The organism is Paraburkholderia phosphatilytica, from assembly GCF_003443895.1.
GTDB classification, from domain to species: domain Bacteria; phylum Pseudomonadota; class Gammaproteobacteria; order Burkholderiales; family Burkholderiaceae; genus Paraburkholderia; species Paraburkholderia phosphatilytica.
Window position 1 is genome coordinate 1 of the sequence record NZ_QQOA01000020.1, and the last position, 19826, is coordinate 19826.

Consider the following 19826-nt stretch of genomic DNA (forward strand, 5'->3'; position numbering starts at 1 on the left):
CGGTACGGGCCAAGCTCAAGCAGGCCGCGTGGGACGATGATTTCCGCCGAGATGTACTCGGCATGCGGCGGGCGTCCTAATGCGATTGCCCTGCGGGTAACGCCTGGTCGCGTAACGAGCGATGTCCGCGGGCTTCGGCCAGGATAGGCAACGCGGCGGTCAAGCGGTCACGTTCCGCGCAAAAGCTGCACTTCGCTGTCGAGCAGCGCATTCAGTTCGTGTTCGTCGGGGCGCGTGCCCCAGTTGCGCGCGCCGGCCACCGAAGCGATGGCGATCCATGATTTCGGCGGAAACCATTCGCGCAGCAGCTCGCCGTTTCTGAACACTCGCAGCTGGCCGGTGTCGTCGCTGAATTCGGCGCATAGGGTGGTGTCATTGCATTGCGTAGTGACTCGACGACAACGGTGCTCTCGCATGACTCGCTCCTGTGACGCTGGCTGGTTCGCGCTGCCCGCTTGCTGGCGTGCTGGCAACGCGCTTCTGAAGACACATGACGAAGCGCGAGCCATCCGGGCACCGATGCAACGTCATGCATGACCAGCGCAGTCTACGAAGCGCAAACGCGCCCAGGTGCAACGGCTGGACGACTTTGGTAACACGGCGTTACCGCCCGCGCATGGAGGTGGAAACGCCGGCCCGGCATCCCGCCAATGCGGTGTTACTCGTCGTTACAGAAGCGACGGAGCGGTTTCACATCGGCTGTTGCGCGTCGTCTACCATTCGTTTCGTTGACGTCAGGTTGTGCTCGTGCGTCATGCGATCGCAGCTCGAATCGACGGCAGCAATCAGGGAGAATCACAACATCATCGGAACGGCGCGGCGGAGTTTCGCCGCGCCTGTCCGCTTTTTAGAAGCTGCATGTCGTCCGCTTCACATCCTCTTTCACATCCTCTTTCACATCCTCTTTCACATCCTCTTTCGCATCGCCGAGATAGACAGGATTCCGATATAAAATCGGCCTATCTGTTTTCGTCCGCTCGCGCGCTGCGCAGTCCTTCGAAAACGATCCCGCGAGGTGCGCGAACCCCGCACCAACTCAATCGCAAAACAGGAAAAGCACGAGCATGCGCTGCGTTCGAACGCGCGCCGCGAAGCCGCCAAGCACAAGCGATTGATCAGAAGGATTGGCGTTACTCCCACCTCGACAAAACATTTCCAGCGAACGACGATCACTCCGTCAGCGCCCACTCTGTGCGGGCTGGCTGACCCGAGTAACAACGGCGTTTAAACGGCCCGTCCATACCAAGACGGGCCTTTTTCTTTGTGCCGCGTTTGTGCCACGTTTGTGCCGCCTGTGTGCCGCTGATTCGGTGCGGGTCGATCAGAACGCGGACGTCGTGTCGAGCAGATCAGGTTGGTACGGCACGCCGCCCGAAGCGCGATTCGGCGTTTCCGGCCGTACCCGCCGCTCCAGCTCGAGCAACGCGCGTTTGCGTTCGAGCCCACCCGCATAGCCCGTGAGGTTGCCTGTCCCGGCGACGACACGATGGCAAGGCACGATCACCGAAATCGGATTGCGCCCGTTCGCCGCGCCGACGGCCCGCGCACTGCCCGAGGGCAAACCCAGGCGCTGCGCGATCCGGCCATAGCTGTCGAGTTCGCCGTACGGAATCGCGCGCAGTTGTTCCCAGACGCTTTGCTGGAACGCCGTGCCCACCGGCCGCAGCGCGACGCTGAAGCGTTGCAGCTCACCGGCGAAGTACGCGCGCAACTCGTCTTCGCTCTGCCGCACGATGCGCGGCGCGTTGAGTTCGCGAGCGACATGCGCGACACCGTCGAGCGTCGGGCAGTATTTTTGACCGACGAAGTAGAGGCCGGTGAGCGCATCGTCTTCGACGTGCACGAGCATGTCGCCGAGCGGCGACGCGATCAGGAAGCGCTGTTTCATGCTGCGTTCATCCTGTCTGCGGAGGTGCCTGTCAGATGCTGCGCGGCATACGCACGCCACGGCGCCCATTGCGCGCCGCCCTGCGCTCCGCTCGCAAGGACAGCCGTTGGGCCCAACGGATCGCCGACCGGAAACGCATTCGGCCAGCCGAGCGCGCGCATCGCGATGGTCTGCACCGCCCATTCGTCGAGGCCGATCGCGTTGCGCAGATGGTCGAGCGTGTCGTCGAGCGGCGCGTACGGTTCGAGCGACACGCGGCCGCTCGCCACGTCGCCGGCCAGCGTCAGCAGCTGCCGTGCGCCCGTTTCCGAGAGTCCGGTGGCGCGCAGTTCGTCGGGCCGCAAGCGCGCGAGTCGCGAGGCCGATGGAAACGCGACACGCAATCCGGCCGGCGCGCCTTCGACCGGCGTCCCGAAACGGTCCGCCACGCGACGCAACCACAGACGCGCCTGCGCCAGCGGCCACTGACGCATCGCGATGCAGCGCGCGGCGATCTCGATTCCATCGAACGCGCCGGGTACGCGCAACCCCGGCATCGCGCGGCCCAGATCGCCGAGCCGCGCATCGACGAGATCGGGGCGGCAGTCGAGATCGAATGCGCGGCGTACCTGCGCCAGCACGGCCGCGAGCACCGGCGTCAGCGTCGCGCTCGCGGTGACGCGCACCGCATGCCGCTCCGGCAGGTTCGCGACGCTCAGCCAGCCGGCATGCGCATGGCCGTCGCGCGACACCACGAGCGTTCGCGCGTAGGTGCCGTGCGCGATCCGCTCGACGCCATCGACTGCGTGATCGGCAAGGCCATACAACAGCGCGTCCCATGCGAACGGCGGCCGCCAGCCGAGTTCGAGCGTGAGCGTGTCGGGCATCGCCGGCTGCACCTGCTTGCGCAGCCGCGCCGGCGTCATCCCGTAGCGACGGCCGAACACGTCGTTGAAGCGGCGCACGCTGCCGAAGCCCGCCGCGAGCGCCACCTGCGCCGCGGGCAGCGTGCTCTCGGTCAGCAGGCGCTTCGCGAGTAGCAGACGCTGCGTCTGCGCGTAGTCGAGCGGCGACACGCCGAATTCGGCTTCGAAAATGCGCCGCAGATGACGCGCGGTGACGCCGATGCGCGCGGCGAGGTCGTCGAGGTTCGCGTCATTCAGGAAGCCCGCGCCGATCATTTCGGCGGCGGCCTGCGCGAGCCGGCTCGACACGTCGAGCAGCCCATGCCCCGGCGCGCGTTCCGGCCGGCAGCGCAAGCACGGACGGTAGCCGGCATGCTCGGCCTGGGCGGCGCTGTCGTAGAACGTACAGTTCTCGAGCTTCGGCGCCCGCACCGGACATACCGGACGGCAATAAATACCGGTCGACGACACCGCGACATAGAACCAGCCGTCGAAGCGGCGGTCGCGGGACAGAACGGCCTGGTAGCAGGTTTCGCGATCGGGAGTCATGTCTCGCACTCTAGCGCAGCGGCCGGCGATGTTCTGGCCGCTTTCGGACATGTGCATGACGCGCGCGACGCTCGCTGCATATCGAACGCGAACCCGCCGCCAACCTGCCGCAAACAGGCCCCCGCGCGGCGCAGCGACGGCAGGACTTACCCTGGCCGCGCGTCGCCGGCATGACATGCGCGGTAACGCCGGCGCGGATTCGGGCCGGATAAAAAGGCGGGCGGCAACGCGGAGAGTCGCGTTACACTGATCGAAATAGTCGGCGGAGCTTCGGCGTCAAGGCCCCGATGTGAGCGGTTTGCGACAGACGCCGTACGGGCGAGCCCGTACAATGCTTGATCAACAACGGAACGAGGACAACTTCGATGCGCACTACCGGATCTTCCGGGTCCATGGCCCTGCTCACCGAATACGATGACGCGACGTCGCGCGAACTCCGCTCGCTGCGCCTCGAATCGACAGAGGACGGCAAGGCCATTCTTCTGATCGAAGTCGACGAGCGCAAGCCCGGCATCCATCGGGAAGTGCGTTACGAGATCACGCCCGCCGAACTGATCGCCGCGATCCGCGCGCACGGCGCCGAGCTGCCCGGCGAACAGCACAACCACAATCACCGTTCGTAACTTCAACGCGCACCGGTGCCGCTATGCGGGCCGGTTCGCCGCCTTGCTGCGTCGTTGTACATCCGCCGCGTGTTAGTTTTACCGCTGTCGGCTCGTCTGCTTCACTCCACCCCGCCCCATTTGCCGCCGCTCGTGCGGCCCGTCATCGCGTTGCCATTTCAGCGCCGGCATAATCGCCCGCGCGCGAACCGCAGTCACGCATCATCGTTTTCGTAGTCTGGCCGTCTGAACGACCGTTGCGCACCGGATCGTCATGGCCGGCGGCAGTTGCGCAGCGCGAAAATGCGTCCATAATTTACAATTCCTCCTTCGCATTCCGCCCATCACGGCGGTGGAAGTAAGACGATGCTCCTACACGAACTTGTTCAGCAGTACGGACCCGCCCTCGTCTTCGCCAACGTGCTGGCCGCCTCGCTCGGGCTGCCGGTGCCGGCGTTGCCGACGCTCGTCCTGTTCGGCGCGATGGCGGCGCTGCATCCCGGTTCGGTCGGCACGCAGGTCGTGCCGGTGCTCGTGCTGTCGATCTGCGCGACGCTGATCGGCGACAGCGCGTGGTATCTCGCCGGCCGTATCTATGGCGGCAACACGCTGAAGACGCTCTGCAAGCTGTCGCTGTCGCGCGATACCTGCGTGAAGAAGACCGAGCGCTTCTTCGGCCGCTGGGGCGTGCGCGTGCTCGCGGTGGCGAAGTTCGTGCCGGGGCTGTCGATCGTTTCCGTACCGATGGCCGGCGCGATGCACACGCCGTACCGCACGTTCCTCGCGTTCGATGGTATCGGCGCAGCGCTTTGGGCGGGCGTCGGGCTGATCGTCGGCGTCGTGTTCGCACCGCAGATCGACATGCTGTTCGCCGGCGCGAGCCGGCTCGGCCATATGACGCTCGTCGTGGTCGGCGTGCTGCTGGTGCTGTACACGCTGTACCGCTGGCATCGCCGCCGTCAGCTGATCAAGAAGCTTGCCGCGGCACGCATCGACGTCAACGATCTGTACACGCTGATCGAGGCACGGCACTCGCCGGTCGTGTTCGACATCCGCTCGGAAGAGAAGCGCAAGCTCGATCCGTACGTGATTCCCGGGTCGCTCTTCGCCGACGAGCGGCAACTCGACGAGATCATCCAGAAATACCCTCACGACCAGAAGGTCGTAATCTACTGCTCTTGTCCGAACGAGATCTCGGCGGCGTGGATGGCGAAGCAGCTCAACGAAGCGGGCTTCTCCGACGTGCTGCCGCTGCGCGGCGGCCTCGACGCCTGGCGCGACGCCGGCCGTCCGCTCGACTCGCTGCTGCACGAGCCGTCGCCGGACATGGGCGTCGGCATCGAGCCGAAGCCCATCTGAGCCGGCCGGCACAGCCCCGGCATCGTCTGTCACGGCGCGTTCGCGCCGGACGTCAGACCCACACCGAGGCGCGCGCGGCCGCGCCATCAACGAACCAACAAGGAGCATTCGATGGGTGCGTCACTGGGCGGTGAACTTCCTCAAGACGTGGTCGCGGACGCGCCGTTCTCGAATCTCGCGACCCGCGGCCATCAGATGTTCCCGCGGCTCACCGCGGAAGAGATCGACCGGCTGCGCCGCTTCGGCGAAGTGATGCGCTGGTCGACGGGCGATCTGCTGTTCAAGACCGGCGAGCCCGGTCCCGGCATGTACGTGCTGCTGAGCGGCAGCGTGCGCGTGCTTCAGCGCGACGGCCTCGGCCGCGAGAAGACGATCGGCGAGCACAACGGCATGGGGCCGTTCCTCGCGGAGGTCGGGCAACTCTCGGGCAAGCCGGCGCTCGTCGACGGTCTCGCGCTCGAAGATTCGGAAGCGCTGCTGATCCCGCCGCACAGCCTGCGCGCGGTGATCGTCGCCGAAGCGGAACTCGGCGAGCGCATCATGCGCGCGCTGATCCTGCGCCGCGTGGCGCTGATCGAAAAAGGCGCGGGCGGCCCGATCCTGATCGGCAAACGTCACGACGCGCGGCTGATCGCGCTGCAAGGCTTCCTGTCGCGCAACGGCCATCCGCACTCGGTGGTCGACGAGCGCGACGAGGAAGCGCTGCAGCTCACCGAACAGTTCGCCGCGGGTCCGGAAGACCTGCCGCTCGTGCTGTGCCCGGACGGCTCCGTGCTGCGCCATCCGAGCGACCCGGAGCTCGCCACCTGCCTCGGCCTGCTGCCGGATCTCGATGCGTCGCACGTGTACGACGTCGCGATCGTCGGCGCCGGTCCCGCGGGGCTCGCAACCGCCGTGTACGCGGCGTCGGAAGGCCTGTCGGCAATCGTGCTCGACTCGCGCGCGCCCGGCGGCCAGGCGGGCGCCAGCTCGCGCATCGAAAACTACCTCGGCTTTCCGACCGGCATCACCGGCCAGGCGCTGGCGGGCCGCGCATTCGTGCAGGCGCAGAAGTTCGGCGCGCACGTCGCGATTCCGGTCAAGGTGAAGTCGCTGCATTGCGATGTCATGCCGCATCGGCTCGAACTGAAATGCGGCGGCAGCGTCGCCGCGAAAGCGATCGTGATCGCGAGCGGTGCCGTGTACCGGCGCCCGGCGATCGCGGACCTCGATCACTTCGAAGGCCGCGGCGTGTACTACTGGGCGTCGCCGGTCGAAGCGAAGCTCTGCAAACACGAGGAAGTCGTGCTGGTGGGCGGCGGCAACTCCGCCGGCCAGGCGATCGTCTACCTCGCGTCGCACGCGAAGCGCATTCACGTGCTGATCCGCAAGCCGGACTTCTCGTCGACGATGTCGCGCTATCTGATCGACCGCATCGCGTCGCTGCCCAACGTCACGGTGCATGCGCAGAGCGAGATCGCGAGCCTCGAAGCGGACGATCTGGGCGGCCTCGCGAAGGTGTATCTGAAAGCGCCGCTCGCCGATGGCCGGCGCCATTTCGACTGCCGTCATGTGTTCCTGTTCACGGGCGCGGATCCGAATACCGACTGGCTGCGCTCATGCGGCGTGGAGCTCAACGACAAGGGCTTCGTGCTGACGGGCTCGGCGGGCAACGCGAGTGCGGCGGCCTGCGATCTGACGACGAGCGTCGAAGGCGTGTTCGCGATCGGCGACGCGCGCGCAGGGTCGACCAAGCGCGTGGCGGCAGCGGTTGGCGAAGGCGCGGCGGTGGTGTCGCAGATTCATCAGATGCTTGCGCTCGAAGCCGGCGAAATGCTGCCGGTTAATGCATAACATGAGGCGTGACATGAGGCGTGATGTGAGCCACATGCTCATGCCGAAGCCGATGCACCCATCGCACGCGTTGCCATCTAACCAACCGTCGTTCGCCGCGTGAAGCCGCTCTCGCTTCCCGCGGCGCGCACGCTGCATCTCGCCGCGCAAGGTCTGCTCGCGCCGCCGCGCCGCAAGGCCACCAAAGCCGACGTGCTCGATGCGATCCGCCGGATGGCGCAATTGCAGATCGACACGATTCACGTGGTGGCGCGCAGCCCGTATCTCGTGCTGTTCAGCCGTGTCGGCGCGTATCCGCAGCAGTGGCTCGACGAGCATCTCGCCGAAGGCAAGCTGTTCGAATACTGGTCGCACGAGGCGTGCTTCGTGCCGGTGGAAGACTACGGTCTGCTGCGCCACCGGATGCTGGACCCCGTCGGCATGGGCTGGAAGTACGCCGCCGAATGGCACGACACGTATCGCGCGGAGATCGATGCGCTGCTGGATCGTATCCGCGCGAACGGCCCGGTTCGCTCCGCGGATTTCGCTCGCGACGATGGCGCGAAAGGCAGCGGCTGGTGGGACTGGAAGCCGGAGAAGCGGCATCTCGAAGTGCTGTTCGCGCTCGGTCAACTGATGGTGGCCGAGCGGCGCAATTTTCAGCGCGTCTACGACATCGCCGAACGCGTGCTCCCGCACTGGAGCGACGCGCGCGACCTGCAGCCCGTCGACGTGGTGCAGCACGAACTGTTGCGCCGGACCTGCCAGGCGCTCGGCGTCGTGCGCGCCGACTGGGTGGCCGATTACTACCGGATGCCGCGCCGCCCGTACGTGGACGCGCTAGCTGCGCTCGCGGATGAAGGCGAACTGGAGCCGGTGCAGGTCGACGGCTGGAAGCAGCCCACCTACGTGCACCGCGACCTCGCCGCATCGATCGACGATGCGAACGCGGGGCGGCTCGCATCGAGCGTGACGACCGTGCTGTCGCCATTCGATCCGGTGGTGTGGGACCGCAAGCGCGCAGTCGCGCTGTTCGATTTCGACTACGCGATCGAATGCTATACGCCCGCCGCAAAACGCAAGTACGGCTACTTCGTGCTGCCGCTGCTGAGCCGCGGAAAACTGGTGGGACGGGTGGACGCGAAGGCGCACCGCGCGAGCGGTATTTTCGAGTTGAAGCAGGTGCACCTGGAGCCGGGCGTGCGCGTGAGCGGCCGGCTCGCCACCGACCTGCGCCGTGCGTTGCAGCGCTGCGCGGACTGGCACGGCACGCCGCAACTGGAAATCGTCTCGGCGCCAGCGGCGCTGCGCGAACTGCTGGGCGACGATGACGAGTCGGAAACGGCGGCGTGAGCCCGCGCTTCTACGCTTCTACACCTTCGCCCTGAGTTCGCGCGCGGTTTCCAGCAGGCCTTCGTAGCCCGAGCGCGCATGCTCGGGCAGGTCGGGATCGCCGACCAGCGCACCGAGCGTTTCGATCAGGCTGTACAGAATGCCTTTGGCGGCCGCCGCGGCGATGTGCCCCGACGACACCATCTCGCCCACGTGATTGACCGCCGCATCAAGGTGCTCGAGATCGGGCGCAGCGTCCTGTTCCCGTTTCTGCAGATCGTCACGCATCATGTCGGCCAGCTCCAGGTAAGGGATAGCTACAGTTATATACCTATCGGCGGGTCAGCGTCCATCTCGCCTCGTCATTGCCATCGCATAGTCTGGAACGCCAATCGCTTCGAACTCCGAATGATGATGAGATGCGTCAACGCGCATCGGCGAATTCCTCGCTGATTGCCGCGATCAGCGCCTGCATCCGCGCGGTCTTGTAGAGATCGCGGTGCGCGACGAGCCAGACGTCGAACGCATCGCGACGGTTCGGCAGCACGCGCACCAGCTCCGGCTCGTTTTCCGCACGATACAGCGGGATTTCCGTGACGCCGAGCCCCGCCAGCGTCGCCTCGATCAGCATCATCGTCGACGCGGTCTGGAACACCACGTTGCCGCGCGCGATCGATTCGCCGCACAGCGCATCCCACATCGACGGCACCACCGCGCGCTGGTACAGCACCAGATCGTGGCCCGCGAACGCGTCGCCCTCGCGCGGTTCGCCGCGCGACGCCAGATAGCCGCGCGACGCGAACACGCCGAGTTCGAGTTGCGCGAGCCGGCGGCAGATCAGATCCGGCGAATCGGGACGCACGGTGCGGATCGCGAGATCGGCCTCGCGCCGCGTGAGATTGGCGATCGCGGAAGACGTCGTGCACACGATGTCGATGCCCGGGTGCGTGCTGCGCAACTTGACGATAGCCGGCAGCAGAAAGCGCTTCGCGAGCGAATCCGTGGTGGCGATGCGGATCGTGCCGGCGAGCTGCTCGTCGAGACCGGCCACGCGCCGTTCGATCGCATGCGCGGCCTGCTCCATTGCTTCGGCGGGCGCGAGCAGCGCTTCGCCCGCGGGCGTCAGTACGTACATCGACGGCGTGCGCAGGAAGAGCCGCGTCGACAGTTCCTCTTCGAGCGCGGCCAGGCGCCGGCCGACCGTCGCCTGGTCGACGCACAGGCGCGAGGACGCGCCGCGCAGTGTGCCTGCACGAACAATCGCGAGGAAAAAGCGGGCATTGTCCCAGTTCACGAGCAGCTCCGAACGTGATGCAAATCTGCATCGGTCGCATGCGAATTCACTGCTTTATTGCATCACAGCCGGTGTCTAGACTGCCACAGATCGAACCGGAGCACATCACGATGACCGACACCGCCTACGAGGCCGCCGTCGCTCGATGCGACAACCCAACCCACGACGCCGCGCACCGCCGCCTGACGCTCGCGCTCGTCGCGATCGGCATGTTCATGGCGGTCCTCGACACCACGATCGTCAACGTCGCGCTTCCCGCGATGCGCGCGAGCCTCGCCGCGAGCGTCTCCGGGCTCGCGTGGATCGTCGATGCGTACACGCTCAGCTTCGCCGTGCTGATTCTCGCGGGCGGCGTGGCCGGCGATCGCTTCGGCGCGAAGACGATCTATCTGGCAGGACTCGCGCTGTTCGTCGCGGCGTCGGCCGCGTGCGGCTTCGCGCCGTCGACGAACCTGCTGATCGCCGCGCGCCTCGTGCAAGGCACGGGCGCCGCGCTGTTCCTGCCGAGCTCGCTCGCGATCGTGCGCGCGACCTTCCACGACCCGCACGAACGCGCCCGCGCGATCGCCGTATGGGCGACCATCGCATCGGTGGCAGCCGCCGTCGGGCCGGTGCTCGGCGGCTTGCTGGTGGACGGTTTCGGCTGGCGCAGCGCGTTTCTCGTCAACGTCCCGACCGGGATCGCGGCGCTCGTGGGCGCGTGGGTCGTCGTGCGCCGCGCGGAACGCGCGGTGGCGCGGCATTTCGACTGGAGCGGACAGATCGCGAGCATCGTCGCGCTCGGCGCGCTGTGCTTCGCCGCGATCGAATTGCCGTCGCGTGGCCTGGGTTCAATCGAAGTGATCGGCGCACTGGCGGTCACGCTCGTCGCCTCGTTCGCGCTGGTGATGATCGAGCGGCGCTCGGCCGAACCGATGGTGCCGGTCGCGTGGTTCCGCAACCGCATGTTCGTCGCGATGAACGTGACGGGCACGCTCGCGTACGTGGGCTACTTCGGCCTGCTGTTCATCCTGAGCCTGTATCTGCACGGCGTGCTCGGTCTCGACGCGCGCCAGACGGGACTCACGATGCTGCCGCTCGCCGCGAGCCTGTCGGCCGGCAATGTGCTGTCGGCAAAGCTGCATGGCCGGCTGCGGCCGCAGCAGATGATGGCGCTGGGTCTCGGGGTGGCGGCGCTCGCCGTGCCCTTGATCGCGCTCTGTTTCGATCTGCGGGCGCCGCGCGTCGCGGCGTATGTCGCGATGGCGTTGTTCGGCGGAGGCACGGCGCTGTCGGTGCCGCCGATGATTTCGACGGTGCTCGATCAGGTCGAAGCCGAACTGGCTGGCGTCGCGTCGGGTCTGCTGAACGCGCTGCGCCAGTCCGGCGGCCTGCTGGGCGTGGCGGTGGCGGGCGGCGCGGCGACGCTTGCCGCGCATCTGTCCACCGCGCTGTGGATCATGACCGGGGTGACCTGCGCGGCGTATCTGACCGGCACGTTGCTGTCGGTGCTGGCGGTGAAACTGCGGCGCGAAAATTGATCACGGATGTTGTGGTGAGCGTGGTTCGTCGCAGCCTTGCACCGCAGCGGGGCTCCCGAAAAGCCTCACCTCAACGATGTAAAACGCCGCTCAGGTGCGCGGTGAACACCTGGATGCGCTCACCTTACGCGGTGGGAATCCCCGGGTTTTCGTGCGATCTCCTGGAAAGGCTCACCGCCGACGGCCTGATTTCGCAAACAGGGCCTGCGGCTCCCGTATCGCCTCACCTTTGCACCACGCTGGCGAGTCACCTCCTGGAAAACCTCACTTCAGGCTCACACGCTCACCGGGCCAGCCCGCTCCGCCGCGCGAACAGCCGGCGCGTCAGATCGAACGCCACCAGGTTCCCCGCCACCACCAGCAGCAGGCCGATCACGGCCAGCAACGACCAGCGGTAGCCCTCGAACACCGTCGACACCGCCAGCGCGACGAGCGGAAACAGCACCGTGCAGTAGGCCGCGCGCTCGGGCCCGATCCGTCCCACCAGCGTCAGATACGCGGTGAAGCCGATCACCGAGCCGGGAATCGCGAGATACAGCAGCGCGCCGAGATAACGCGCATCGGGCTCGATCGAAAAATGCAGCCCGAGCGCAAGACTCGCGAGCGTCAGCACGCCGGCGCCGAACAGCATTGCCCAACCGTTGGTGGCGAGCGGATGCAGACCCATCGACTGCATCCGGCTGGACAGCAGGTTGCCGATCGAGAAGCACAGCGTGCCGCCGAGCGCGATGACGAGACCGAGCCACGTCGCGTGCTCGCCGATGTGGCCGGCCATCTGCTGCACGAACAGGCAGCCGATGCCGGCCAGGCCCAGCAGCGCGCCGACAATCGCAGTGGGCTGCAGCGGGCGGCCCATGAAGATGCGCCCGTTGATCGAGTTGAGCAGCGGCGCGGTCGAGAACACGACGGCGACGAGACCGCTCGGCACGATGCTTTCAGCGTAGTAGAAGCACAGGAAGTTCACGCAGAAGAGCGCGAGCCCCTGTGCGGCGAGATACGGCCACGCGGCGCGCGGCGGCACGATCGGGCGGCGCATCGCGCGCAGGATCGCGAACAGCACGAACGCGGCAATGAAGAAGCGCCAGGCAATCGAAACCGGCGGCGGCACAGCGCCGAGCTGCCATTTGATCGCGATCCAGGTCGTGCCCCAGATCAGCACGGTGACGACGTAAAGCAGGAGATTCATGATGCTCGGACCATGCATGAGAGGTGATTGGACTTCCGATCATGCGCGGTGCGCGCGGACGCGGATTGTCCAGAATTGCGCATTTCCCGGCCGCCACGCGCGCGGGCGCGCGCGTGGCTCTATACTTTCAGCAATCCTTCTCTCTAACCGCCCGTTCGTGACCGAACTCGCCAACGCCAACGCCATCATCGATCCTGCAACCGTGCCGTTCGGTCTGCAGTCGATCTGCCATACGCTCGCGCAGGCCAACGCCACGCTCGACCGCTTCGCGTGGCTTGGCGACCAGTTGGCCGTCGCGATCTGGCGCCGCGACATCGAAGAAGCCGAGACGATCTACGACCGTCCCGGTCATCACACGCTGTCGTGCTATCTCGACGGCGGCTATCGCACCGAACGCCAGAAGATGCCCGGTCGCTTCGGCGCGCCGCAGCGCCTGTGCGCGCTGCCCGGCGAACACGAATCGCGCTGGTGGGTACGCGGCCACATGCATTTCATGCACCTCTACTTCCTGCCCGAGCACTTCACGCGGCGCGCGGTGCAGGAACTCGATCGTGAGCCGCGCGAACTTACGCTCGCCGACCGCACGTACTTCGAGGACCCGCACATCGCGAGCCTGTGCCAGTCGTTGGCAAATCAGGTGTGGGACGACGCCGATGCCATGCTCCGCGCGAACGAAACGGCGCATGAGGTGTTGAGCGAACTGCTGCGCGCACAGGGCGTGCGCCGCACCGGCGTCGCGTTGAAAGGCGGACTTGCGGCTGCTACGCGCCGGCGTCTGCGCGATTATATCGACGCGCATCTCGACCAGCCGCTCACGCTCGGCGAACTCGCCGACCAGGCGTGTCTGTCCGAATTCCACCTCGCGCGGATGTTCCGCACGTCGTTCGGCTTGCCGCCCGCCGCATGGATCGCGGCGCAACGGCTCGATCGCGCGCGCGAACTGCTGCGCGCAACCGACCTGCCGCTCGCCGACGTCGCCGCGCGCTGCGGCTACGCGAATCCCAGCCACTTCAGCCATCGCTTCCGCGAAAGCGTGGGCGTGACGCCAAACGTCTACCGCCGCACGCTGAGAGGCTGAATCAGAGGTTGAAACGCTGCTTACGCCACTGACGGCGCAGCCGGGAAGTCCACCGTCGTATCGTTGACACGGTTCACGATGTTGGTGAACGAGATCGCCGCGATCGCCAGCGCCGTTTCCATCACCTGACGTTCCGTATAGCCCGCTTCACGCACCGCGTTCAGCTCTTCGGCGGGCAGCGTGCCGCTCGTCGTCACGATCGCGCGCACGAACCGCACCAGTGCATCGCGCTTCGCGTCGCCGGTCGCGGCGCCCGTGCGAATCTGCTTCATCGTGTCCGGCGCGAGACCCGCGAACTTGCCCATCACGGTGTGGGCCGCGAGACAGTAGTCACAGCCGGCCACTTCGCTCGTCGCGAGGCGGATCGTTTCGATCTCGGCCTTCGAAAGCGTGCTCTTCTGCAGCACGGCGTCCAGGTTCAGCGCTGCGCCGAGCACGTCGGGCGCGTAACCGCCGATGGTCGCGTACGCGTTCGGCACCTTGCCGGCGTTCTTCTTGATCGCGGCGAACAGGTCGGCGGCTGTGCCGGTCGCGTCGGCAACGGAGGGCGTGGAAAGACGGGACATGACTGACTCCTTGATGATGGTTGATGGTGCTGTTTCGGTAGCCATCTCGTATGGCATGGAGGCAGTGTAGGACGACAGGCTGAGCTTTTTAATGCCAGAATGGCGCAGTTTCATGCTTGAAAGTCTCACCGGCATTTGCAGGGCTCTTTTCCCACACAAGGGGACACCCATGGATCTGCTCAGCCGTCTGCTCACGCTGATGCCCGTCACCGGCCGGCTCGACGTGCGCTGCCACTTCGGCGCGCCGTGGCGCATCGACGAGCCGCCTGCCGGCGAACGCGAAATCGCGTACCACGTGCTGTTGCGCGGCGAGGCGCTGGTCGAATACGAGGGCAAGCCGCCGCTGCGGATGCGGGCGGGCGATATCGTGCTGTTTCCGTCGGGCGGCGCGCACGCGCTGCATGACGGCAGCGGCCGCAAGCCGACAAAAGCGACGCGGGAAGTCAACGGTCCGCTGCAGATCGTCACGAATCGCGGCCGCGGCGAGGCCGCCGACGTGCTGTGCGGCCGCTTCCTCGTGCCCGCGATGCCGCAGCAGCTATTGCGCGACCATCTGCCGGGGATGCTGCTGGTGCACAGCGTGCGGCTTGACGGCAACAGCGACGCGCTGGAGGACGACGCGGACGCCGTGCAAGCGGAGGAAGCGCGAATCGAAGCCAGCCGCCTCGCGCGGCTGATCGCACTGATGCGCGAAGAAGCGCTTGAGCAAGGTGCTGGCAGCGACACGCTCGTCAATCATCTGTCAGGCGCGCTGTTCGCATTGACGCTGCGCTTCGCGAGCGAGTCGGGCGAGCCGCCGCGCGGGCTGCTCGCGCTCGCGCGGCAACCGCGTCTGTTGCCCGCGCTCTCCGCGATGTTCGACGAACCCGGCAAGCCGTGGACGCTGCCGGACCTCGCCGAGCTTTGCCATATGTCGCGCGCGACCTTCGTGCGGCACTTCGACGAAGCGATCGGCCGCTCGGCCAGCGACGTGCTCACCGAAATCCGCATGTCGATCGCGGGCCGCCGGCTCGCGCAAACCCGCACACCGATCGCGGAGATCGGCGAAGCGGTCGGCTATCTGTCGGATGCGGCGTTCCAGCGCGCGTTCAAGAAGCAGGTGGGAATGACGCCGGCGCAATGGCGCGCGCAGGCACGCGCCGATTTTTTAGCGACCGGCAACGACGACTGAATGTCGCCGGCGCGTTGCACGTTCAACGCACGCCGCGTTACTTCAGAAACACGTAGTGCGCGAAATATGGGGATTCGCCGCGCTGATGCTCGGTCGTGCAAGGTTGCGTGGGCGCCGTGCCGCCCGCGGTATCCACGCGTTGCACGAAGCGCACCTGCGCGAGCACGCCGGCGCTGCCCGCGCTCTTCGTTTCGAGCAGCAGTTGCGGAATGCTGTCTGCCGTCTGGCTTGGTGACTGCGCGAGCACGTGCCCGGTGATCTTGCTGCCGTCGTCGGCCTGCCATGACGGACCCGCCGCGTGATGGATCGCCGCCTGACCGTTGGTGTCGTAGAGCGTGGCGAGCGGGCTTTTGAAGACCCACGTCAGTTGGTGCGCATCGTCGTACTCGCACGAGTAGACCTGTACGCCCGTTGCCGCCATCGTCGCGACGACCTGTGCGTCAGAAGGTGTGGCGATCGATGCGGGTGCCGCGGCCCGTGCGAGGCCCGCGATGAAAATTCCCGTCAGCGCCACGGCCGAGCGTGACAGGCAAGTTGAAAGGGAGCGCATGATCGGTGTCCTTTCGCGAAACGCGAATTTCTCGGCCCCGCGCGTGAAGCGTGGTGGTGTTGTTTGAAGGCTTGAAAACGCGACACGGCTTCGATAGGCATCGAAGCCATCCGCTGCCGACAAAACACCTGACACCCTGCCCTTATTCCATCCGTGTTCCTTGCCGAGTCTTCGCCATGCCCATAGCAGGTACCGAATCCCGTTCGGCAACCGAATCAATGCAGCGCTGCAACTCCCCCTGAAACCGAACGTGATTCGTTTATCACGCCGCTGACGAGCGCGAGCACCACGCCGCGCCTATCATCGACGGTCGATAGTCCCCTGCTCCCGACTCCATGGAATTCGATACCAAAGTTGCGATCGTCGTGCTCGACGATCTCGCCATCTGGCAGAAGCTCAACGTCACCGCGTTCCTCGCGACCGGCATTGCCGGCGCGGCGCCTGAAGCGATGGGCGAACCCTACGAAGACGCGGGCGGCCGCCAGCATGCGCGCCTGCTTGGCCAGCCGATGATGATTTACCAGTCCGATCCGGCCGGGCTGTTGCGCGCGTGGCGCCAGAGCATCGAGCGGGAATTGACGCGCGCGGTCTACGTGCGCGCGATGTTCTCGACGGGTCACGACGCGGCGAACCGCGAGGTGTTCAAGCAGGAGTCCGTGGAAACGCCCGACCTCGTCGGCATTGCGATCCGCGGCGCGAAGAAGGGCGTCGACAAGGCGGTGAAGGGCCTGTCGCTGCACCCATGACACGTTATTCGGACGGGCTCGGTCCGCGTTCGAGATACGTCGACAGCGCGATATAGCTGCGCGTGCCCGTGAAGCCCTCGATCGAATGAATGCGCTCGAGCAGGTCTTCGAGCGTTTGCGTGTCGCGCGTGCGAACCTTCAGCAGCATCGCGCTTTCGCCGGTGACGGTGTGAATCTCCTCGACCTCCGGCAACTCCTTCAGCGCCAGCAGATGTCGCGTAACGGCCCAGCTCGTCGTATCGACGTGCACGAACGCGAGCAGCGGCCGGCCGAGTTTCGGACCATCGAGCGCGGCGACGGTCGCGGTGATTACACCATCGCGCTTGAGCCGCTTGACGCGTTCGTGCACGGCGGGCGGCGACAAATGGAGCGCTTCGCCGAGATCGGCGTAACTGCGCGTCGCGTCTTCAGCAAGCAGCGCGAGCAGCTTGCGGTCGGTATCGTCGAGCCGCGCGGGCGGCGAAGAAGGTTTGCGCAGCGTGCGCGCCTTCGCGTTGGTATCGACAGTCATCGTTGAGATTGCGGTGGAATGGCGGCCGACACCCGGTCGCGCAGTTCGCGGCGGATGATCTTGCCGGTCGCCGTCATCGGCAGCTGTTCGACGAAGTGGACCACACGCGGATACTCGTGTGCCGCGAGCCGCGTTTTCACGTGATCCTGCAGCTCGCGCTTCAACGCGTCGCTGGCTGCGTAGTCCGTGTTCAGCACCACGAATGCGGTGACGATCTCGGTGCGCTGCGCGTCCGGCGCGCCGATCACGGCCGCCATGCGCACGGCCGGATGACGCAGCAGACAGTCTTCGATCGGCGCGGGGCCGATGCGGTAACCCGCGCTCGTGATCACGTCGTCGTCGCGTCCGACGAAGCGCACGAAGCCGTCCGCATCCTCGACGCCCATGTCGCCCGTCATCAGCCATTCGCCGCGGAACTTGTCGCGCGTCGCGGCTTCGTTGTTCCAGTAGCCGAGGAACATCACCGGGTCCGGCGAGCGCACCGCGATATTGCCCGGTGTGCCGGCCGACTGCGGCACGCCCGCATCGTCGACGATCGCAATGCGATGACCCGGCACTGCCTTGCCGATCGAGCCGACGTTCGGCTCGAACAAGGTCGCGCACGAAGCGAGCACGACGTTGCATTCGGTCTGTCCGTAGAACTCGTTGATCGTCACACCGAGCGCGCGCCGGCCCCAGTCGATCAGCTCCGCGCCGAGCGATTCGCCGCCGCTCGCAACCGCGCGCAACGCGAGCGGCCAGCGCTCCGGATGCTCGACCGTGCGCATCATCTTCAGCGCGGTGGGCGGCAGGAACGTGTGCGTGACCTGATGGCGTTGCATCAGATCGAACGCCGCTTCGCCGTCGAATTTCTCGAAGCGCCGCGCGAGCACCGCGACGCCGTGATGCCACGCCGGCAGCAGCACGTCGAAAAGGCCGCCGATCCACGCCCAGTCGGCGGGTGTCCACATCAGCGTCGCGTCATCGGGGAAGAACGCCTGCGGCATCTCGACGCCCGGCAGGTGTCCGAGCAGCACGCGATGCGCGTGCAACGCGCCTTTCGGCTTGCCGGTAGTGCCCGACGTATAGATGATGACGGCCGGGTCTTCCGCAGCGGTGTCGACTGGCTCGAAGGCTTCCTCCGATGCGGCATTCAACGCATGCCAGAAAGAAGTGACGCCCTGTGCGCGCGCTTCGTCGCTCAACGCATCGGGCTCCGCATCCACCACGAACACGGTGCGCAGATCGGGCAGCGAGTCCCGCAGCGCCTCGATTTTCGCGAGCCCCGCGCGATCGGTGACGAGCGCGACAGCGCCGCTGTTCGCGAGGCGATATTGCAACGCGTCGGGGCCGAACAGCGCGAAGAGCGGCACCGCAACGCCGCCGCATTTATACGTGGCGAGATGCGCGAGTCCTGTTTCCAACGACTGCGCGAGGAAGATGCCGACGCGCTCGCCGCGCGCGACGCCACCCTTCTGCAACGCCAAAGCGAGCCGGTCCGACAGTGTCTTGAGTTCGTCGAACGTATAGCGCTGCACGCTGCCGTCATTCGATTCGACGATCAGCGCGAGGCGGCCGCTACCGTCCGCCCATTTGTCGCACGCGTCGACGCCGATGTTGTAGCGCGCGGGAATACGCCACGCGAAGTTCGAGACGAGGGTGTCATAGCTGGCGGCGCGCGGAAGCATCGGTGTCTCCTGGTCTTGTCGGCTGTACGTATCCGGCTAGCGTACCCGCTGCGCCGCCGCACGAAAAGTCTCGATGTGCCCGGCCGCCAGGATCGCGCCGTCAGAAGCGGTAACCAACGCCAGCGAGCAGCACGTCCGTATCGCGGCTGTAGCGCGTCACCACCCGGTTCCACGTGACGCGCGCCGTCCAGTGCTGCGTGAACCGGTACGACGCCGACAGCGAGACGAGCCCCGACAGGATGCCGTCACCCGTATCGCGATCTTCGGCGTGTTTGCCTTGATGGATCGCCGCGTACAGGCCGGCGCCCGCGCCGAGCGTCACGCGGTCGTCGAAGAACGCGCGGGTCAGCCAGAGCTGCGACGTGATGCCGTCGCGGCGCGCGGTAATGCCGTTGCCTTCATGCAGATAGCCGAGCGTCGCGTCGAGATAGTTCGTCAGTCCGCGCCGGTATTCGATGGCCTCGGCCCATGACGTCTGCGACTTGAGGCTGTTGAGGATGGTCTCGCCGGCCATCACGGTGACCTCGTTGTTCGTCACCTTGTGTGTGCGTGGCAGCGCCCAGTCGCGCGCGCCGGAGCCGTCCGGCGCATCGAGCTGATAGCCGATGCCCACCAGCACCGCGGTCGTCCACGGCCCGCGCGTTGCCTCCGTGCGGTTCAGCTGCACGTTCGCGGTCCAGCGGTGCGTGCTGAAGTACGTGGCGCGCACGCTGTACACCGCGCCCCAGCCGTGCGTGTTCGAGTAGCCGAGATTCTGGTCCGCCGCCGTCGTGTCGAAGTAGTAATACGGCCCGACCCCTACCGCCAGTTCGAAGCGCTTTTGATCGAGCGGCAACCTCGCCCATAGCTGCACCGTCGGGCCGTCGCGATGATGATCCGGAATATGGCCTTCGTTGAGCCAGCTCAGACTGCCTTCGAAGTACGGGCCGATACCCTCGAAGTAATCGAGCGACCACGAGTACGAGTGCTGGCCGCTCGACGTCAACGTGCCGGCGTTCAGGTTGAGTTCCTGAGCGGCGGCGACGCTGCACAGCGCGCTGCATGCAGCCGCCGCGGCGGCGACCGTACATCTCATCGCGAGAAGCCTCGTCGTTTGTTTCGGTTTCCGCAA

The 19826-nt window shown here is 66.4% G+C and carries 19 protein-coding genes; 8 read left to right on the forward strand and 11 right to left on the reverse strand.

Features of this window, described 5'->3' with window-relative positions; genetic code table 11:
* Nucleotides 1-167: 167 nt before the first annotated feature.
* The 3 genes from DVS29_RS20975 to DVS29_RS20990 all read right to left on the reverse strand — a co-directional run bounded on the left by DVS29_RS20975 (nucleotide 168) and on the right by DVS29_RS20990 (nucleotide 3321).
* Nucleotides 168-509, reverse strand: coding sequence for a hypothetical protein (locus DVS29_RS20975; RefSeq protein ID WP_338069339.1), 342 nt, complete (start codon nucleotides 507-509; stop codon nucleotides 168-170).
* Nucleotides 510-1321: 812 nt separating this feature from the next.
* Nucleotides 1322-1888 (reverse strand): methylated-DNA--[protein]-cysteine S-methyltransferase, encoded by a 567-nt coding sequence (locus DVS29_RS20985; RefSeq protein ID WP_118182418.1) that lies wholly within the window; start codon nucleotides 1886-1888, stop codon nucleotides 1322-1324.
* Nucleotides 1885-3321: a DNA-3-methyladenine glycosylase 2 family protein gene (locus DVS29_RS20990; protein ID WP_118182516.1), complete on the reverse strand. Its 1437-nt coding sequence runs from the start codon at nucleotides 3319-3321 to the stop codon at nucleotides 1885-1887. The genes DVS29_RS20985 and DVS29_RS20990 overlap by 4 nt, the downstream gene beginning before the upstream one ends.
* Before the next feature lie 365 nt (nucleotides 3322-3686).
* On the opposite strand from DVS29_RS20990, the gene DVS29_RS20995 reads away from it, so the two are divergent.
* The 4 genes from DVS29_RS20995 to DVS29_RS21010 all read left to right on the forward strand — a co-directional run bounded on the left by DVS29_RS20995 (nucleotide 3687) and on the right by DVS29_RS21010 (nucleotide 8447).
* Nucleotides 3687-3944: a hypothetical protein gene (locus DVS29_RS20995; protein ID WP_118182419.1), complete on the forward strand. Its 258-nt coding sequence runs from the start codon at nucleotides 3687-3689 to the stop codon at nucleotides 3942-3944.
* A gap of 345 nt (nucleotides 3945-4289) precedes the next feature.
* Nucleotides 4290-5282: a DedA family protein/thiosulfate sulfurtransferase GlpE gene (locus DVS29_RS21000; protein ID WP_118182420.1), complete on the forward strand. Its 993-nt coding sequence runs from the start codon at nucleotides 4290-4292 to the stop codon at nucleotides 5280-5282.
* Nucleotides 5283-5393: 111 nt separating this feature from the next.
* Complete coding sequence (locus tag DVS29_RS21005) at nucleotides 5394-7115, forward strand: FAD-dependent oxidoreductase (RefSeq protein WP_118182421.1); 1722 nt, start codon at nucleotides 5394-5396, stop codon at nucleotides 7113-7115.
* A 99-nt stretch (nucleotides 7116-7214) separates the two neighbouring features.
* Nucleotides 7215-8447, forward strand: coding sequence for a winged helix-turn-helix domain-containing protein (locus tag DVS29_RS21010; RefSeq protein ID WP_118182422.1), 1233 nt, complete (start codon nucleotides 7215-7217; stop codon nucleotides 8445-8447).
* Nucleotides 8448-8465: 18 nt separating this feature from the next.
* On the opposite strand, the gene DVS29_RS21015 is transcribed toward DVS29_RS21010, so the two are convergent.
* Together DVS29_RS21015 and DVS29_RS21020 are read right to left on the reverse strand one after the other, a co-directional pair.
* Complete coding sequence (locus DVS29_RS21015) at nucleotides 8466-8717, reverse strand: hypothetical protein (RefSeq protein WP_118182423.1); 252 nt, start codon at nucleotides 8715-8717, stop codon at nucleotides 8466-8468.
* A 133-nt stretch (nucleotides 8718-8850) separates the two neighbouring features.
* Nucleotides 8851-9720, reverse strand: a complete 870-nt coding sequence (locus DVS29_RS21020; protein WP_118182424.1) for a LysR family transcriptional regulator — start codon at nucleotides 9718-9720, stop codon at nucleotides 8851-8853.
* Nucleotides 9721-9830: 110 nt separating this feature from the next.
* On the opposite strand from DVS29_RS21020, the gene DVS29_RS21025 reads away from it, so the two are divergent.
* Entirely contained in the window at nucleotides 9831-11240 is a 1410-nt protein-coding gene (locus tag DVS29_RS21025; RefSeq protein WP_240655716.1) for a DHA2 family efflux MFS transporter permease subunit, read from the forward strand.
* A gap of 283 nt (nucleotides 11241-11523) precedes the next feature.
* Here the strand turns inward: DVS29_RS21025 and DVS29_RS21030 are convergent, their stop codons facing one another.
* Nucleotides 11524-12426, reverse strand: a complete 903-nt coding sequence (locus tag DVS29_RS21030) for a DMT family transporter (protein ID WP_118182517.1) — start codon at nucleotides 12424-12426, stop codon at nucleotides 11524-11526.
* A gap of 157 nt (nucleotides 12427-12583) precedes the next feature.
* Between DVS29_RS21030 and DVS29_RS21035 the strand changes: the two genes are divergently transcribed.
* Complete coding sequence (locus DVS29_RS21035) at nucleotides 12584-13504, forward strand: helix-turn-helix domain-containing protein (RefSeq protein WP_276314330.1); 921 nt, start codon at nucleotides 12584-12586, stop codon at nucleotides 13502-13504.
* Between the two features lie 20 nt (nucleotides 13505-13524).
* Here the strand turns inward: DVS29_RS21035 and DVS29_RS21040 are convergent, their stop codons facing one another.
* The gene (locus DVS29_RS21040) at nucleotides 13525-14070 is read right to left on the reverse strand and encodes a carboxymuconolactone decarboxylase family protein (RefSeq protein ID WP_118182427.1); all 546 of its coding nucleotides are present in this window, start codon (nucleotides 14068-14070) and stop codon (nucleotides 13525-13527) included.
* Nucleotides 14071-14239: 169 nt separating this feature from the next.
* Between DVS29_RS21040 and DVS29_RS21045 the strand changes: the two genes are divergently transcribed.
* Nucleotides 14240-15241, forward strand: coding sequence for an AraC family transcriptional regulator (locus DVS29_RS21045; protein WP_118182428.1), 1002 nt, complete (start codon nucleotides 14240-14242; stop codon nucleotides 15239-15241).
* 37 nt (nucleotides 15242-15278) lie between these two features.
* Here DVS29_RS21045 and DVS29_RS21050 read toward each other — a convergent pair whose 3' ends face one another.
* Entirely contained in the window at nucleotides 15279-15791 is a 513-nt protein-coding gene (locus DVS29_RS21050) for a DUF3455 domain-containing protein (protein ID WP_118182429.1), read from the reverse strand.
* Nucleotides 15792-16126: 335 nt separating this feature from the next.
* On the opposite strand from DVS29_RS21050, the gene DVS29_RS21055 reads away from it, so the two are divergent.
* Nucleotides 16127-16537 (forward strand): DUF2000 family protein, encoded by a 411-nt coding sequence (locus DVS29_RS21055; protein ID WP_118182430.1) that lies wholly within the window; start codon nucleotides 16127-16129, stop codon nucleotides 16535-16537.
* Nucleotides 16538-16541: 4 nt separating this feature from the next.
* Here DVS29_RS21055 and DVS29_RS21060 read toward each other — a convergent pair whose 3' ends face one another.
* From DVS29_RS21060 to DVS29_RS21070, 3 genes are all read right to left on the reverse strand, one after another.
* Nucleotides 16542-17048 carry an Lrp/AsnC family transcriptional regulator gene (locus DVS29_RS21060; protein WP_118182431.1) on the reverse strand — a complete coding sequence of 169 codons (507 nt, stop codon included), beginning with the start codon at nucleotides 17046-17048 and terminating at the stop codon, nucleotides 16542-16544.
* Nucleotides 17045-18715, reverse strand: a complete 1671-nt coding sequence (locus DVS29_RS21065; protein WP_118182432.1) for an acyl-CoA synthetase — start codon at nucleotides 18713-18715, stop codon at nucleotides 17045-17047. The genes DVS29_RS21060 and DVS29_RS21065 overlap by 4 nt, the downstream gene beginning before the upstream one ends.
* Nucleotides 18716-18815: 100 nt before the next feature.
* Nucleotides 18816-19790 carry a hypothetical protein gene (locus DVS29_RS21070; RefSeq protein ID WP_118182433.1) on the reverse strand — a complete coding sequence of 325 codons (975 nt, stop codon included), beginning with the start codon at nucleotides 19788-19790 and terminating at the stop codon, nucleotides 18816-18818.
* Between the last annotated feature and the right edge of the window lie 36 nt (nucleotides 19791-19826).

Coding starts and splice junctions, on each gene's coding strand:
- DVS29_RS20975 (WP_338069339.1), bottom strand. CDS start 509: ATGGCTCGCGCTTCGTCATGTGTCTTCAGAAGCGCGTTGCCAGCACGC.
- DVS29_RS20985 (WP_118182418.1), bottom strand. CDS start 1,888: ATGAAACAGCGCTTCCTGATCGCGTCGCCGCTCGGCGACATGCTCGTG.
- DVS29_RS20990 (WP_118182516.1), bottom strand. CDS start 3,321: ATGACTCCCGATCGCGAAACCTGCTACCAGGCCGTTCTGTCCCGCGAC.
- DVS29_RS20995 (WP_118182419.1), top strand. CDS start 3,687: ATGCGCACTACCGGATCTTCCGGGTCCATGGCCCTGCTCACCGAATAC.
- DVS29_RS21000 (WP_118182420.1), top strand. CDS start 4,290: ATGCTCCTACACGAACTTGTTCAGCAGTACGGACCCGCCCTCGTCTTC.
- DVS29_RS21005 (WP_118182421.1), top strand. CDS start 5,394: ATGGGTGCGTCACTGGGCGGTGAACTTCCTCAAGACGTGGTCGCGGAC.
- DVS29_RS21015 (WP_118182423.1), bottom strand. CDS start 8,717: ATGATGCGTGACGATCTGCAGAAACGGGAACAGGACGCTGCGCCCGAT.
- DVS29_RS21025 (WP_240655716.1), top strand. CDS start 9,831: ATGACCGACACCGCCTACGAGGCCGCCGTCGCTCGATGCGACAACCCA.
- DVS29_RS21030 (WP_118182517.1), bottom strand. CDS start 12,426: ATGAATCTCCTGCTTTACGTCGTCACCGTGCTGATCTGGGGCACGACC.
- DVS29_RS21040 (WP_118182427.1), bottom strand. CDS start 14,070: ATGTCCCGTCTTTCCACGCCCTCCGTTGCCGACGCGACCGGCACAGCC.
- DVS29_RS21045 (WP_118182428.1), top strand. CDS start 14,240: ATGGATCTGCTCAGCCGTCTGCTCACGCTGATGCCCGTCACCGGCCGG.
- DVS29_RS21050 (WP_118182429.1), bottom strand. CDS start 15,791: ATGCGCTCCCTTTCAACTTGCCTGTCACGCTCGGCCGTGGCGCTGACG.
- DVS29_RS21055 (WP_118182430.1), top strand. CDS start 16,127: ATGGAATTCGATACCAAAGTTGCGATCGTCGTGCTCGACGATCTCGCC.
- DVS29_RS21060 (WP_118182431.1), bottom strand. CDS start 17,048: ATGACTGTCGATACCAACGCGAAGGCGCGCACGCTGCGCAAACCTTCT.
- DVS29_RS21065 (WP_118182432.1), bottom strand. CDS start 18,715: ATGCTTCCGCGCGCCGCCAGCTATGACACCCTCGTCTCGAACTTCGCG.
- DVS29_RS21070 (WP_118182433.1), bottom strand. CDS start 19,790: ATGAGATGTACGGTCGCCGCCGCGGCGGCTGCATGCAGCGCGCTGTGC.